The sequence below is a fragment of the Kitasatospora sp. NPDC001119 genome, from assembly GCF_053598475.1.
Window position 1 is genome coordinate 92,019 of sequence record NZ_JBSFKI010000027.1, and the last position, 13,881, is coordinate 105,899.

Annotated in this window: 13 protein-coding genes; 8 read left to right on the forward strand and 5 right to left on the reverse strand. The window is 73.7% G+C overall.

Going from position 1 to position 13,881, the window contains the following annotated elements; genetic code table 11:
* Nucleotides 1-112: 112 nt before the first annotated feature.
* Nucleotides 113-1,477, forward strand: a complete 1,365-nt coding sequence (locus ACWDD9_RS29735) for a wax ester/triacylglycerol synthase family O-acyltransferase (RefSeq protein WP_449813263.1) — start codon at nucleotides 113-115, stop codon at nucleotides 1,475-1,477.
* Between the two features lies 1 nt (nucleotide 1,478).
* Here the strand turns inward: ACWDD9_RS29735 and ACWDD9_RS29740 are convergent, their stop codons facing one another.
* Entirely contained in the window at nucleotides 1,479-1,880 is a 402-nt protein-coding gene (locus ACWDD9_RS29740) for an NUDIX hydrolase (RefSeq protein WP_449813264.1), read from the reverse strand.
* A gap of 637 nt (nucleotides 1,881-2,517) precedes the next feature.
* Between ACWDD9_RS29740 and ACWDD9_RS29745 the strand changes: the two genes are divergently transcribed.
* Genes ACWDD9_RS29745 through ACWDD9_RS29760 form a run of 4 tightly spaced genes read left to right on the forward strand, consistent with a single transcriptional unit; the run spans nucleotide 2,518 to nucleotide 6,851 of the window.
* Nucleotides 2,518-3,774, forward strand: coding sequence for a type III PLP-dependent enzyme (locus ACWDD9_RS29745; RefSeq protein WP_449813265.1), 1,257 nt, complete (start codon nucleotides 2,518-2,520; stop codon nucleotides 3,772-3,774).
* The gene (locus tag ACWDD9_RS29750; RefSeq protein WP_449813266.1) at nucleotides 3,771-4,898 is read left to right on the forward strand and encodes a hypothetical protein; all 1,128 of its coding nucleotides are present in this window, start codon (nucleotides 3,771-3,773) and stop codon (nucleotides 4,896-4,898) included. The genes ACWDD9_RS29745 and ACWDD9_RS29750 overlap by 4 nt, the downstream gene beginning before the upstream one ends.
* Nucleotides 4,895-5,740, forward strand: a complete 846-nt coding sequence (locus tag ACWDD9_RS29755; protein ID WP_449813267.1) for a hypothetical protein — start codon at nucleotides 4,895-4,897, stop codon at nucleotides 5,738-5,740. Before ACWDD9_RS29750 ends, ACWDD9_RS29755 begins: the two co-directional genes overlap by 4 nt.
* 10 nt (nucleotides 5,741-5,750) lie before the next feature.
* Complete coding sequence (locus ACWDD9_RS29760; protein WP_449813268.1) at nucleotides 5,751-6,851, forward strand: Gfo/Idh/MocA family protein; 1,101 nt, start codon at nucleotides 5,751-5,753, stop codon at nucleotides 6,849-6,851.
* A 50-nt stretch (nucleotides 6,852-6,901) separates the two neighbouring features.
* On the opposite strand, the gene ACWDD9_RS29765 is transcribed toward ACWDD9_RS29760, so the two are convergent.
* The gene (locus ACWDD9_RS29765) at nucleotides 6,902-7,732 is read right to left on the reverse strand and encodes an SAM-dependent methyltransferase (protein WP_449813269.1); all 831 of its coding nucleotides are present in this window, start codon (nucleotides 7,730-7,732) and stop codon (nucleotides 6,902-6,904) included.
* 315 nt (nucleotides 7,733-8,047) lie between these two features.
* On the opposite strand from ACWDD9_RS29765, the gene ACWDD9_RS29770 reads away from it, so the two are divergent.
* The 3 genes from ACWDD9_RS29770 (at nucleotide 8,048) to ACWDD9_RS29780 (ending at nucleotide 10,029) form a co-directional block, all read left to right on the forward strand.
* A complete protein-coding gene (locus ACWDD9_RS29770; RefSeq protein WP_147409059.1) occupies nucleotides 8,048-8,611 on the forward strand; it encodes an RNA polymerase sigma factor in 564 nt (187 codons plus the stop codon).
* Between the two features lie 92 nt (nucleotides 8,612-8,703).
* On the forward strand, nucleotides 8,704-9,306 hold the full coding sequence (locus ACWDD9_RS29775) for a hypothetical protein (protein WP_234348309.1): 603 nt from the start codon (nucleotides 8,704-8,706) through the stop codon (nucleotides 9,304-9,306).
* A 150-nt stretch (nucleotides 9,307-9,456) separates the two neighbouring features.
* On the forward strand, nucleotides 9,457-10,029 hold the full coding sequence (locus tag ACWDD9_RS29780; RefSeq protein ID WP_049650724.1) for a MarR family winged helix-turn-helix transcriptional regulator: 573 nt from the start codon (nucleotides 9,457-9,459) through the stop codon (nucleotides 10,027-10,029).
* A gap of 3 nt (nucleotides 10,030-10,032) precedes the next feature.
* Here the strand turns inward: ACWDD9_RS29780 and ACWDD9_RS29785 are convergent, their stop codons facing one another.
* The 3 genes from ACWDD9_RS29785 to ACWDD9_RS29795 all read right to left on the reverse strand — a co-directional run bounded on the left by ACWDD9_RS29785 (nucleotide 10,033) and on the right by ACWDD9_RS29795 (nucleotide 13,836).
* Nucleotides 10,033-10,767, reverse strand: coding sequence for a gamma-glutamyl-gamma-aminobutyrate hydrolase family protein (locus ACWDD9_RS29785; RefSeq protein ID WP_449813270.1), 735 nt, complete (start codon nucleotides 10,765-10,767; stop codon nucleotides 10,033-10,035).
* Nucleotides 10,764-12,251, reverse strand: a complete 1,488-nt coding sequence (locus ACWDD9_RS29790) for an aldehyde dehydrogenase (protein WP_449813271.1) — start codon at nucleotides 12,249-12,251, stop codon at nucleotides 10,764-10,766. The genes ACWDD9_RS29785 and ACWDD9_RS29790 overlap by 4 nt, the downstream gene beginning before the upstream one ends.
* 136 nt (nucleotides 12,252-12,387) lie before the next feature.
* On the reverse strand, nucleotides 12,388-13,836 hold the full coding sequence (locus tag ACWDD9_RS29795; protein ID WP_049650721.1) for an APC family permease: 1,449 nt from the start codon (nucleotides 13,834-13,836) through the stop codon (nucleotides 12,388-12,390).
* Nucleotides 13,837-13,881: the final 45 nt, after the last annotated feature.

The window sequence follows — 13,881 nt, forward strand, 5'->3', positions numbered from 1 at the left end:
GTCGTCGGCCGTGCGTCCCTGTCCGGCCGCGCGTCCCTGTCCGACGGCGCGCTCTTGTCCGGCGGTGCCGCCGCCACCAGACTGGTGACCGGACGCGGACAGGAGGGGTGCTGTGGCCAGGATCAGGATGCCCGACCGGGTCTTTCTCGCCTTGGAGTCCGCCACCACTCCCCAGCACGTGGCGCTCCTGGCCACCTTCGGGCCGCCCGCCGGTGCCGAGCCCGGGCCGTACGTACAGCGCCTGTTCGAGCGGCTCGTCGCCGCGCCCGTCGCGGCCCCCTTCACCTTCCGGCCGCGCCACGCACGCTGGGGGGCCTTCGACGGCACCTGGGAGGAGCTCGCCGGGCAGGACGTCGACCGGTCGTACCACCTGCGCCGCTCCGCGCTGCCCGCGCCCGGCGGCGAGCGCGAACTGACCGACCTGGTCTCCCGGTTGCACTCCCGGCCGCTCGACACCACCCGGCCGCTGTGGGAGTGCCACCTGATCGAGGGCCTGGCGGACGGCCGGTTCGCCCTGTACGTCAAGGTGCACCACGCGCTCACGGACGGGCTCGGCGTCCAACAGCGCCTGCGGCGCATGCTGAGCACCGATCCGCGGGACGAGGGGCTGCGCCCGCTGTGGAGCATCGCCGCCCCCGCCGACCACAGCACCGGGGCAGCCGGACCGACGGCCCGCGGGCTCGCGGCCACCGCGCTGGGCCTCGGCCGGGCCGCCAGGACCATGGCGCGGGGCGTGCGGGCCAGGGCCGACCGCACCCGCGCGGTGCCGTTCCTGGTCCCGCGCTCCCCGCTCAACGCCGCCGTCGGGCGGCAGCGCCAAGTGATCACCCGCAGCTACGAGTTCGACCGGTTCCGGGCGGCGGCGAAGGACGCCGGCACGACCGTCAACGACGTCCTGCTGGCGGTGTGCGGGGGCGCCCTCCGGCAGTGCCTGGCCGCGGCCGGGGCGCTTCCGGCGCGGTCCCTGACCGCGGGCACCCCCGTCTCGACGAGGGAGGCGGGCGACGCGTCCACCGCCAACTCCTTCGCCATGACGGTCATGAGCCTCGGCACCGACGTGGCCGACCCGCTGGAGCGGCTGCGCGCCGTGGCCCGGTCCAGCGCGCTGGCCAAGCGGGAGCTGGGCGAGCTGCCGAAGGGCTCCACCGGGCTCTACGGGGCCCTGTTCACCTGGCCGTTCGTCGCGCAGAACGTGCTGGGCCTGGGCGGCGCGACCCGGCCCCCGTACAACGTCGTGGTGTCGAACATCCCCGGCTCCTCGCAGCGGATGTACTTCGCCGGCTGCCCGTTGGAGGCGGTCCACCCGCTGGGCAGCGTCTGCCACGGGGTCGGCCTGTTCATCGCGGCCCGCTCGGCGGGCGGCCGGTTGAACCTGGGCCTGGTGGGGGACCGCTCCCTGCTCGCCCCGCTGGACAGGCTGGGGGACGCGCTGGGCGACCAACTCGGCCTCCTGGAGGAGGCGTTGGAAAGGACTTAGGTCAGCGCAGCAGCCCGTCGGCCCGCAGCCGGTCGAAGATGATCCGGTCCACGGGGGACGTCCGGTGCCGGTCGGCGTGGGTGAGCCACACCAGCTCGGCGATCTCACTGGCCGGCGCGAGCACCCCCTCGTACGCGGCGGTGTAGCAGGTCATGCGGACGACCACGCCCTGGCCGTGCCCGTGGGCCTGGGCCTCGAAGACGCCCAGCAGGGCGGCCGAGTCCCGTACGACGGCGACGGACAGCTCCTCCCCGATCTCCCGGCACAGCGTGTCGAGGTCGCTCTCCCCCGGCTCGCGCTTCCCCCCGGGCAGGTAGTAGGCGTCCTTGCCGTGGGAACGCGTGCTCAGCACCAGGCCGTTCTCCAGGTGGATCCACGCCACCTTGTCGATGAGCGCCGCCATGGACCAGTCCTCCTGTTGCTCCGACCGGTTGCTCCGGCCGGTCCCCGAGGATACCGCCCCCACCGGCCCTCAGCCGTCCAGCAGTTGCTCCGTACAGGTGGTGACGACCTGCCGCACGGCGTGGGTCAGGTCGGCCGCCAGCGCTTCGTCCAGCGTGAGCCACCGGGGCGCCTCGCCCGAGTTTGGTACCGACCTGCTCGATGTGCTCCTGCATGTGCGTACCCCGATCTGTCCCGTGAGCCGCTGCTGGTGGCGTGTTTCGCGTGACCGAGAATCTGCGGGTATCGAACGTCGTCAGACCACGGCCGATGCCGAGACTCTAGAGGCGCACCCAACGGACAGCAACGGACCACTATCACCCCAACTCGTAATGAGCCAAACTGAGTTGGGCCCACCCGCGCACGGCGCGGCGCCCCGGGAGACGGATCCGCCGACCCGCCGGACCGACGCCTGACCAGCCGTCTCCCGGCGTCCGCCGACCGGCCCGGGAAACCGGAACCCCGTCACCCGGAAGTGGCATGACATGACCGAAAGCAGCCACCGGGCTCCAGGGGGCCTTGTCCTCCCCGGCCCGGCGGGGTCTCCTGAAGCCCGTCAGAAGGTGCGCCCGCACGACTCATGAGGAGCCCTCGGTTCTATGGACGTCGAGGTCGGGGAAACGACGACGAGAACGGCGTTACCGGAAACCCGGTGGGAGACACCGGCCTACCTCTACGACCTGGCCGCCGTGAGCGACGCCCACCACCGGCTGGTGGGCTCACTGCCCTCCCCGGCCACCCTGCTCTACTCCCTCAAGGCCAACCCGCACCCCGCCGTCCTCGGCCGGCTGGCGGCGCTCGGCTGCCACGCCGAGGTCAGCTCGCCCGGCGAACTGCGCGCCGCCCTCCAGGCCGGCTTCCCGGCCGACGGGGCGCTCTACACCGGCCCCGGCAAACGCGACGAGGACGTGGCCGGGGCCCTCGCGGCGGGCGTCCGGCAGTTCTCCGTCGACTCCCCGCACGCCCTGGACCAGCTCGACCGGCTGGGCCGCGCCGCGGGCACGCGGGTGCGCGCACTGCTGCGGGTCAACCCGCCCGTCCCCCCGGCCGGGGCCGGTCTCGCGATGACCGGCGGCCCCTCCCAGTTCGGCGCCGACCTGGCCTGGGTGCTGGAGCGGCCCGAGCTCTTCGCGGACCGGGAGCACGCGGAACTGGCCGGCCTGCACCTCTACATGGGCAGCAACCTGACCCGGGTGGACGCGCTGCTCGCGGTGTTCCGCTACGGGCTCGACGTCGTGCGGCGGATCGAGACGGCACTCGACCGCCGGCTCCCCGTGATCGACCTCGGCGGAGGCTTCGGCGCACCGTACGCCGTCCCCGGCGCACTGCCGCGGTTCGACGCGCTCAGGAGCCGGCTCGACGCCCTGCTCGAGGAGGGGCTCCCCGGCTGGCCGGACGGGGAGCGGCGGGTCGTCTTCGAGTCGGGCCGCTACCTGACGGCGGGCTGCGGCCGGCTGCTGACCAGGGTGCTGGACGTCAAGCGCTCGCAGGGGCGGCGCGTCGTCGTCCTGGACACCGGCGTCAACCACCTGGGCGGGATGTCGGGGCTCCGCAAGGAGGACCGGATCGAGCCGCGCTTCCAGTGCGGTGACGATCCCCACGCGTCCGCCGTCCCCGACGGGACCATCGTCGCCGGCCCGCTCTGCCACCCGCTGGACGTCTGGACCAGGGACGCGCGCCTTCCGGACGTGGCCGTCGGAGACCTGCTGACGGTGCCGAACGTCGGCGCCTACGGCCTGCACGCGGGGCTGGCCCTGTTCCACTGCCACCCCATGCCGCTGGAGGTGGTGCTCGACGGGGAACGGGAGGTCGCCCGCGGCAGGTACGTCCTGGGCCGCGAGCGGAGCCCGCGGTGATCCGCGCCGTCCCCGGCCACCACCTCGTACACCCCGACCACCACCTCGTGAGCCCCGACCCGGGCTCCGACGTCACGACCCGCATCGAGGCCCCCACCACGGGCGCGTTCACCATCGTCATGCGCGACGACACCTCCTACTGCGTACGGACCCTGGGCCGCGCACCGGCCCGGTGCGGCACCGTGTCGCCGGGCGGCTCGGCTCCCGCCGTCGCGGAGGCCTACCGCGCCTTCCAGCGGGACCTGAGGGACGCGCTGCGCACGGTAGTGCCACGGCCGGGCGGCCTCCGGTTCCACCTGGTCGACGCGCACCGGCTCGAACTGGCGGTCCGCCGCCGGGTCACCGGCGGGCCGCCGGTGAGCCTCGATCCGCTCCTCGACCGGGCGGTCCGGCCGCTGCGGGTGTCCCGGGGCTTCCTGCTCGGCGGCCGTCGGCAGGTCGGGCTGGTGCCGCGGCCCGGCGCCGTCCCCATCCGCGACCAGATCGCCTCGCTGCCACCGGACCCGGCCGGGCGGGGCTACACCCTCATCGAGGACGACATCGCCACCGGCGGGACCGTCGCCGCCGTCATCCGCCTGTTCCAGGACACGGGACGGCGGGTCCGGCACGTCATCCCCGGTATCCGGCTGGGCGGTTCGGCACATTCCCCCATCCTGGGCGCCGCCGTCGACCCCGTGCTCCACTACCGGACCGCCGCCACCGGGCCGGACGGGCCCGCCCTGGAACTGCTCGACCCGAGGAACTTCCTGCTCGGCCTCTCGGGGCTCGTCGTCCGCCTGCCGGACGGAACGTGGGGCCGCACACCGTACTGGCTCCCCTTCGTCCGGACCTCGGCCCGGCTCGGCAGCCCCGCCGGGGCCGACCGGGAGTTCGCCGTCCTCATGCTGGAGGCCAACGCGCGCTTCTTCGCCCGCGTCGACCAGCTGCTGCGGCGCACCCTCCGGGTGGCCGACCTGCGACCCGACGCGCGCCGGCCGCTGTTGTCGCTGGGGATGGCGGAGCCGGGCGAGCCGGTCATATCCGTCCTGCGCAAACTCCAGACGGGGATGGACAGTTGGTCCGAACTGATCGCGGAGGTCGAGGAGCGGGGCACGGACGTGCCGGCCGGATCGGCCGCCCGGTGACCGGGCCCGGCCACGAGCCGTTCGCCGTGGTGCTCCTCGACGTCAACGGCACCCTGGTGCCCTCGGTCCCCAGCGGCCCTCCGGACGCCCTCGCCCTGCAGCGCTTCCGGCGGCTGGTGCGGCACCTGACCTCCGCGGGCGTCGCCGTGGGGCTCTGCTCGGACTCGCCGCTCCGGCAACTGCGGGAGTTCGGCACCCGGATCGGCCTGGGCACGGCGTCCGGGTTCCCGGTGATCGCCGAGAACGGCAACGTGGTCGCGGTCGACGGGACCGTGCGCGTCACCACCCCGTTCCCGGCGCTGCGGAGCCTGCGCGCCGAGGTGGCGGAGGCGGCCGCCGCCCACGGACTGACCCGGGTCGGCGACGCGGTGGCCCCCGAGTTCGGGGGCCGGCCGCCGACCGGCCGCACCTGGGCCTTCGGGGCGAACCGCCTGGCGTCGGCCAGCGTCTTCGGGCCCCCGGACTTCATCCACGACGTACGGCACCGGCTGACCGGCTGGAGCACCGGGAACCGCGTCGCCGTCTCCGTCGAGCTCGGTCCGGGCGGCTCGTACGCCGGGATCCACCCCTATCCGCGCACGGAGTCCGGAAAGCGCGTGGCCCTGGCCGGACTGGCCGCGCGCGACCCGAGGAGCACCCTCCTCGTCGGGAACTCGCCCGCCGACTGGGTCCCCGGGGTGCCGGGCGTCAGGTGCGCGTTCGTGGCGGACCCCGCCGTGCCCCGGCACATACGGGACGCGGCCTGGTACGTCTCGCCGGCGGCCGACCTGGAGGGGGTCGTCGACGTCCTGGGGCACGTGCTCCGACGACAGCCGCCGGCACCAGGACCAGCCCGTTTCTGAGGAGGCCGATATGGTACGTGTCCGTGTGGGGGTCGTGGGCTGCGGGATGATCGCGCAGCTGGTGCACCTCCCGTATCTGGCGGCGCTGCGCGACCGCTTCGACATCGTGGCGCTCTGCGACCGGTCCTACGACCTGGCCCGGTCGGTGGCCGAGCGCTTCCACGTCCCGAACGCCTACGCGGCCGTCGAGGACATGCTGGCGAAGACACCCGAACTGGACGCGGTCCTCGTCCTCACCACCGACCACCGGGAACCGGTGCTCACCGCCCTGGAGCACGGCAAGCACGTGTTCACCGAGAAGCCCCTCGGCCACACGGTCGCGGAGACCGAGGAGGTGATCGCCGCCGCCGAGCGCACCGGCTCCAAGGTCATGGTGGGCTACATGAAGCGGTACGACAGCGGCGTCCGGCGGGGCCTGGAGGAGATCGCGCGGATCACCCGGCCCGTCATGGCGAGGATCCACATCGTGGTGGGCCCCGAGTACGGGAACTGGATCATCCCCGAGCTGTCCCGGATCACCCGCTCCGGCGAACCCGACGGGGCGGCGGGGCCGGACGAGCGGCGCGGCCGGGTCGCCCGGGAGTTCGGCGCCGCCTCGCCCGAAGCGCTGGAAGCGTACATGGACATGTTCGGGGTGTGGAGCCACGACGTGAACGTCTACCGGGCCGCCTTCCCCGCGCCGCCGGCCTCCATCAAGGCGCACTGCTCGCCGGACGGCACGACGCTCACCGCCTCGCTCCTGTACTCCGACGGGTTCCAGTGCGTCTTCCAGGGCTCGTCCACCTCGGTCCGCCGGTTCGAGGAGAGCCTCACCGTCTGGGGCGAGGACCGCACGGTGATGCTGGACATCTCCAACCCCTTCCTGCCCAACGCGCCGTCGACCGTGCGGATCTGGCGTGACGAGGCGCCGGCGGGGCCGGGCGCCGGCAGGGGGGCCGCCGTGGAGGAGACCGTCACGGGGTCCTACGAGGAGGCGTTCAAGGCCCAGCTCGCGCACTTCCACGAGTGCGTCGGCGCGCCGGGAGCGCAGCCCCTCACCAACGCGCACGAGGCGCTCCTGGACACCCGCCTGATGATCGACATCGTCCGGGCAGCAACGGAACGGCCGTAGCGCCGTGTCCGTCCTCGCTGCCGTGTCCGCCGGACCGTGCCGGGGCCCGGTCAGGGGCGGACGGCCACGGCGGCGAGGCAGGACGCCTCGGCGTCGCTGACGTGCGGGGCGTCCGGTTCGGGGCGCCAGCGGGGGGTGGAGGTGATGCCGGGGGCGAGGATGTCCCAGCCGGTGAAGAACCGGGCGAACTCGTCGGCGACCCGGGCGCGGACCGGGTTGCCGTTGTCGCGGTAGACCTGCTCGATGCGGGCCGCGTCCTGGGGGGCGTAGTCGGGGGTGAAGTGGCTGATCACCAGGGCGGAACCGCGGGTCGGCAGCGCGTTCCCGAGCGTTTCGGCGATCTCGTGGGCGCCCTCGGGGACGAAGTGGAGCAGGGCGACGAGGCTCAGGGCGATCGGCCGGGTGAAGTCGAGGACGCCGGTGGCGCGGACCGCGTCCAGGAGGGCGTCGGGGTCCCGGACGTCGGCCTGGACGTAGGCGGTCCGCCCTTCGGGGCTGCTGCGCAGGAGCGCCTGGGCGTGGGTGAGGACGATGGGGTCGTTGTCCGCGTAGACGATCCTGGCCCGCGGTTCGATGCCCTGGGCGATCTCGTGGAGGTTGGGCGAGGTCGGGATGCCGGTGCCGATGTCGAGGAACTGGGTCACGCCGCCGCGGGCGAGCGCGCGGGTGGCGCGGTGCATGAACGTCCGGTTGGCGCGGGCCGCCGACCGGGCCTGGGGGAAGACCGCGAGGGCGTGCCCGGCGGCCTCCCGGTCGGCGGGGAAGTTGGTCGTGCCGTCGAGGAAGTAGTCGTAGATCCGCGCCGAGTGCGGGCGGTGGATGGCGAGGTTGACCTCGGCGCCCGGCGGAGTGGCGATGTCGTCGTGCTGCTCTGCTGCCATGGTGCGTTGTCCCCCTGCGTCGGCGTCATGTCGTGCCCGCAGGCCGGCGCGCCACAACCCGTGGCGCGGCGTGGCGAACCCTTGCGCGGGCCATCGTTCAGCTCAACGTGACGATATCTGATCGCATGTGACTGATCACCATCTGATAAGTCATCACATGCCAGTTCATACAAACCTTTTTGGGATCCCCTTCACATCAGGCTTTTCAGGACGATTGGATGTCCGTACGGAGGACGGCCGTTCTCCACCTGACTCCACCGTTCCCGACCCCCGGGTCGGCCGAACGTCGTCCGCACGGGCGACGAGGAGGATCATTTGACCAGCGACGACGAGTGGGCAGCCGTGCGCCCCACTCATCGGCTGTCCTACCAGGCTTTCTGCGACAGCCGCGAAGAGACCTGGCGCGGAGTCGCCTGGGCCCGGTTGCACGACCAGGAACTCGTCGACCAGGCGGTCCGCAGCACCCGCCGGGAACTGGGGCAGGACTGGCTCGGCGCGCTGAGCCAGCCCGACATCGAGGCCCACGCCTGGATGATCGCCAAGCGGTGCATCGCCGACCGGGAGATGAGCGCCGGCCAGGCCCCGCCCAGCGCGGTCGTCCCGGACTGGATCGTCGCCATCCGAGGCGCCCAAGCCCTGGCCCGCGTCAGCCTGGAGAACCTCGACAACGACTACGAGGAGCTCTACAAGGCGATCCTGCGGCTGCCGGAGCGCCAGTACGACATGATCGTGCTCCGCTACATGCTGGACATCGACTACCCGACGATCGCCACCTACCTCGGCATCACCGAGACCAACGCCCGCACCACCACCAGCCACGGCCTGGCCAAGCTCCGCCGCCTCCTCGGCACCGACACCACCATGGGGGACATGCAGTGACACGGGGACACGACCGCCGGGCAGCCACCCCCCGGAACCGGTACGACGGGAACGGCGACGGACCCGACGGACCGGTCGAGCTGCCCGACGGCGTGTCCGGTCCCGACCTGCGCCGACTCGTCCGCGCCCGCGCCCCCCTGGGCGCCGAGCACCTCCAGGCCCGCCACGAACTCGACCTCGCCGCGACCCTGATCATCGCCCAGCCCGAGGCCGCCGACTCCCTGGAGGCCCTCACCAACAACCGGCGCCGCATCCACCCCGGCGGCGCGCTCGTCCTGGCCGCACTGCTCCACCTCGCCGGACACGACGACGGCTGCCAGTTCTGGCTGCAGTTCGCCGCCGGCGGCGGCAGCACGACCGCCGCCAGCTGCCTCTCCTTCCTGCACGCCGCCCGCGGCGAGTTCCGCGACGCCGACTACTGGCGCAACCAGGCCGACCAGCTCGCCGCCGAAGCCCGTAACCCGGCCGCGCCGCCCGCGCCCTGGCCCGGCCGGCCGCTCCCCCCCGCCGTGTGGGCCGACACCCTCGCCGCCTGCCACGACGGCCTGACCCTGCGCCTGCCACCGCGCGTGGCCGCCGTCGTCCACCAGCTGCCCGTCGCCACCGACGACGAGGACCACGGCGAGATCCCCCAGCCCTCCCCCACCCTCGTGGACGACCTCGCCCACGCCTCCGCCCCCGCCGCTCGCGCCTGAGCCCCGCCCCGCCGCCCCGCCCGGGCGGTCGCGCCGCGGGTGGGCGGATCCGGCCATCTAAGATGCCTGAGTCACTGGTACGGGCCCAAACCTCCGTGCCGGCGGCGCAGGCCATGTCCGAAGCGGTGACGGCGAGACGAGGGAGCACCGGTGCCCAGCCAGCGGTCCATCAACGAGGCGGAGCGGCTCGTCCAGGCGAAGCTCGGCGGCATTCCGATCCGCCGGGAGCGGATGGCCGCGGTGGCCAACATCTACCGGGCCGCCTCCGCCGTCCGGCAGCACCTGGAGAACTCCGTGCTGCGCGGCTCGGACCTGACCTGGACCGCCTTCGTGGTGCTGTGGGTGGTGTGGGTCTGGGGCGAGTCCGAGACCCGGCACGTCGCCGAGGAGGCGGGGATCTCCAAGGGGACGCTGACCGGGGTGTCCCGCACGCTGGAGTCGCGCGGGCTGCTGCGGCGCACCGACCACCCCACCGACGGACGGCTGGTGCTGCTCGCGCTCACCGAGGAGGGCGAGGAGTTCATGCGCGAGGTGTTCCCCGCGTTCAACGAGGAGGAGTCCTTCGTCACCGGCCGGCTGAGCGACGCGGAGTGCGTCGGCCTCGCCGACGGGCTGCGGCGCGTGGTGCTCCAGGTCGAGGAGTCGGGCGAGGAGCGGCGCCGCGCGCTGCTGAACGGCGAGGAGCCCGCCCCGCGCCGCAGCGGCCGGCGCGCCCGTCGGTAGGACTCAGTCGGCGGCCCGCACCAGGGCGTCGAAGAGGCGCTGCTGGGCCGGGTCCTCGTGGGCGGTGTCCTCGGGGTGCCACTGCACGGCGGCGAACCAGCCCTCGTAGTCGGGGAGTTCGACGGCTTCGACGGTCCCGTCGGCGGCCCGGGCGGTGACGGCCAGGCCCTCCCCGAGGCGGTCCACGTGCTGGTGGTGGTAGCAGGACACCCGGACCTCCCCGGCGTCGATGATCCGGGCCAGCGCGGAGCCGGGCGCGAGCGGGACGGGGTGCCGCAGGTGGCGGTGGTCCCGTCCGGGGCCGCCCATGTCCTGGTGCAGGGTGCCGCCCAGCACCGTGTTGACCACCTGGAGTCCGCGGCAGACGGCCAGCAGCGGCAGTCCGCTCGCGAGGGCCCGCCGGGCGAGTTCCAGGTCGAACGCGTCCTGCTCCTCGTCCACGTCGTAGACGGCCTCGTGGGCGTCGGGCGCCCCGTAACGGTGGGGTGCCAGGTCGCCGCCGCCAGGGAGCAGCAGCGCGTCGAAGCGGGAGAGCCGGGCGGCGACCTCCTCGGGGTCGGCGGTGCCGCCGGGCGCGTGCGGGTGCAGGGTGGCGGGCTCGCCGCCGGCCTGCCAGACGGCCTCGACCAGCGCGCGGGCGCTGACCTCCGCGGCGTACCGCAGCGCGGAGGTGGTGGCGGCGAAGCGGGCCGGCACCGCGATCAGCGGGCGACGGGCCGTGGGCGGGCGACGGGTCACAACTGGATCCAGGTGGTCTTGAGTTCGGTGTACTTCTCCAGCGCGTGGGCGGACTTGTCGCGTCCGTTGCCGGACTGCTTCATGCCGCCGAAGGGCACGGTGAGGTCGCCCTCCTCGTAGCAGTTGACCCAGACCGTACCGGCCCTGAGGGCGCGGGAGACCCGGTGGGCGGTGGACAGGTCGGAGGTCCACAGGCCGGCCGCGAGGCCGTACTCGGTGGCGTTGGCGAGGGCGACGGCCTCGTCGAGGTCGTCGAAGGCGAGGACGGAGAGCACCGGGCCGAAGACCTCCTCGCGGGCCAGCCGGCTGTCGGGGGCGACCCGGTCGAAGACGGTCGGTTCGAGGTAGGAGCCGCCGGTGCCGGTCAGGGTGCGCCCGCCGCCCGCGCGCAGGCGGGCGCCGTCGTCGAGGGCGGTGCGGACGTGGCCGAGCACCCGGTTCAGGTGGTGCTCGCCGACCAGGGCGCCCATCTCGGTGGCCGGGTCGAGGGGGTCGCCCACCCGCAGGGCGCGGGCGCGCGCCACGACGGCCTCGGTGACCTGCTCGGCGACGGAGCGGTGGACCAGCAGCCGGGAGGGCGCGGTGCACATCTCGCCCTGGTTGAAGAAGATGCCCCAGGCGGCGGTGGCCGCGGCCCGCTCCAGGTCGGGGGCGTCGGGCAGGACGATGTTGGGCGACTTGCCGCCCAGCTCCAGCCAGACCCGCTTGAGGTTGGAGTCGGCGGAGTAGCGCAGGAAGTGGCGGCCGACGGCGGTGGAGCCGGTGAAGGCGAGGATGTCCACGTCGGGGTGGAGACCGAGGGCCTGGCCGGCCACCGGTCCGTCGCCGGCCACGACGTTGAGCACGCCCGGCGGCAGCCCGGCCGCGAGGCCGATCCGTCCGAGCAGCAGGGCGGACAGCGGGGAGTGCTCCGAGGGCTTGAGGACGACCGTGCAGCCGGCGGCCAGGGCCGGGGCGATCTTCCAGCCGGCCAGGGTGAGCGGGAAGTTCCACGGGACGACCGCGCCGACGACCCCGGCGGGCTCCCGGGTGACGAGGGCGAGGGCGTCGGGCGCGGTGTGCGGGGACTCGTCGGTGAGCTTGTCGGCGAGCCCGCCGTACCAGCGGAAGGTGGTGATGACGGCCCGCAGTTCGATGTCGTGGGCGTCGGTGACCGGTTTGCCCATCTCCAGGCTGATGGTGAGCGCCAGTTCGGTCCGCTGTTCCTCCAGGAGGTCGGCGAACCGCAGCAGGATCCGTCCGCGGTCGGCCGGGGAGAGCCGCGGCCAGGGGCCGTGGTCGAAGGCGCGGCGGGCGGCGGCGACGGCCGCGTCGACCTCGGCCGGGCCGGCGTCGGCGGCCTCGGCCAGCACCCGGCCGTCGCGGGGCGACACCACGGGGAAAGCGCCGTCGCCGGGTTCGTCGGCGCCGTCGATCAGGTGCGTGACGGCCGGTTCCAGCGCCTCGGCCCGGCGCAGCCAGTCGTCGTGGGTGGCGAGGGTCATCGGGTCCTCCGGAGCACGTGGGTGCGGGGTGGGTGGCGCGCGCCCTGCCTGCGGGCGCGCGCCGGGGAAAGCGTCAGCCGGGAAAGGATCAGCCGGGGAAGGCATCGACCGGGCAAAGCGTCGACCGGGGGGCGCGTCAGCCGGTGCGTCGGCGCCGGATGCGCTGGTTGGCCACGCCGAGCGCCATGACGACCGGCACGGACAGGACGAGCCACAGCGCGGTACCGGCCTCGCCGCCGATCAGGGTGGTGAAGTTGGCCAGGATGAGCCAGATGGCACCGGCGATGCCGAGCGCGCCCAGCACGGGGGCGATCACGGTGTTCCACAGCCTGGTGTCGACCCGTCGACGGCGGAAGTACACCACGACGGACACCGAGGTGAGCAGGTAGAGCAGCATCATCGCCAGGACGGCGAGTCCGCTGAACCAGGAGAAGAGGGTGAGCACCGGGTCCTTGCCGGCCAGCGCGAAGGGCACGACCAGGAGGACGGCGATGGCGGTCTGCACCCGGCCCGCGACCGCCGGGGCGTGCCGCCGGTTCAGCCGGCACAGCGGTGCGGGCAGCTGCCGGTCCCGGCCGAGGCAGAACAGGTACCGGCTGGCGGAGTTGTGGAAGGTCAGGACGCCGGCGAACAGCGAGGTGGCGAGCAGGACCGGCAGGACGCCGCCGATCCAGCCGCCGAACAGGTCGGCCACGGGGGCGAAGACGAACCCGGCGGAGTCCCCGGCGGCCACCGCCTTGGCGGCCGCCGCAGGGGCCTTGGCGGCGCCGTACGCGGAGATCAGCATCCACGAGGTGAGGGCGAAGAAGACGGTGACCACGGTCACCGAGAGGTAGGTCGCCCTCGGTACGGTCTTCTTGGGCTCCTTCGCCTCCTCGCCGTAGATGGCGGTGGCCTCGAAGCCGAACATCGAGGCCAGGGCGAACATCACGGCGACGCCCGGCGCGCCCTGGAGGGCGGCCGACGGGGAGAAGCTCTCGGCCACCCCGAGCCCTTCCGGCCCGCCGCCCTTGACCAGGGTGACCACGCCGAAGACCAGCAGGATGCTGAACTCGGCGAGGACGAACGCGGCCAGTACCCGGGCGCCCATCTCGATGCCCAGGGCGCCGAGGGCCTGCACCACAGCCATGGTGACCAGGGTGTAGACCCACCACGGGAGGTGGAGCGGGGTGTGGTCGGAGACCAGCCCGCTGACGATCGAGCCGTACAGGCCGTACATCGCCGCCTGGATGACGCAGTAGGCGAACAGGGCGACGCTCGCGCTGCCCGCGCCGGCGGCCCGGCCGAGGCCGGTGCCGATGTACGTGTAGAAGGCTCCGGCGTCCACGACGTGCCGGCCCATGGCGATGAACCCGACGGAGAAGAGCAGGATCACCGCCCCGGCCACCACGTAGGCCGCGGGGGTGCCGGAGCCGTTGCCGAGGGCGACCGAGATCGGGGCGGCGCCGGCGATGCCCGTCAGCGGGGCCTGGCCGGAGAGGACGAAGAAGAGGATGCCCAGGACACCCAGGGCGTTGGGTTTGAGCGTGGCCGCGGTGGGGGCGTCCCGCTCGGTCCGTTCGGAGGACGTCGTCCGACTGTCCACACGGATCACCTGCCAGGTCGAAGTGGGGGAAGGTCCGGAGAAGGT

Excerpts from the sequence above, each read along its gene's own strand:
- ACWDD9_RS29740 (WP_449813264.1), bottom strand. The coding sequence starts at position 1,880 with ATGGCGGCGCTCATCGACAAGGTGGCGTGGATCCACCTGGAGAACGGC.
- ACWDD9_RS29745 (WP_449813265.1), top strand. The coding sequence starts at position 2,518 with ATGGACGTCGAGGTCGGGGAAACGACGACGAGAACGGCGTTACCGGAA.
- ACWDD9_RS29760 (WP_449813268.1), top strand. The coding sequence starts at position 5,751 with ATGGTACGTGTCCGTGTGGGGGTCGTGGGCTGCGGGATGATCGCGCAG.
- ACWDD9_RS29765 (WP_449813269.1), bottom strand. The coding sequence starts at position 7,732 with ATGGCAGCAGAGCAGCACGACGACATCGCCACTCCGCCGGGCGCCGAG.
- ACWDD9_RS29790 (WP_449813271.1), bottom strand. The coding sequence starts at position 12,251 with ATGACCCTCGCCACCCACGACGACTGGCTGCGCCGGGCCGAGGCGCTG.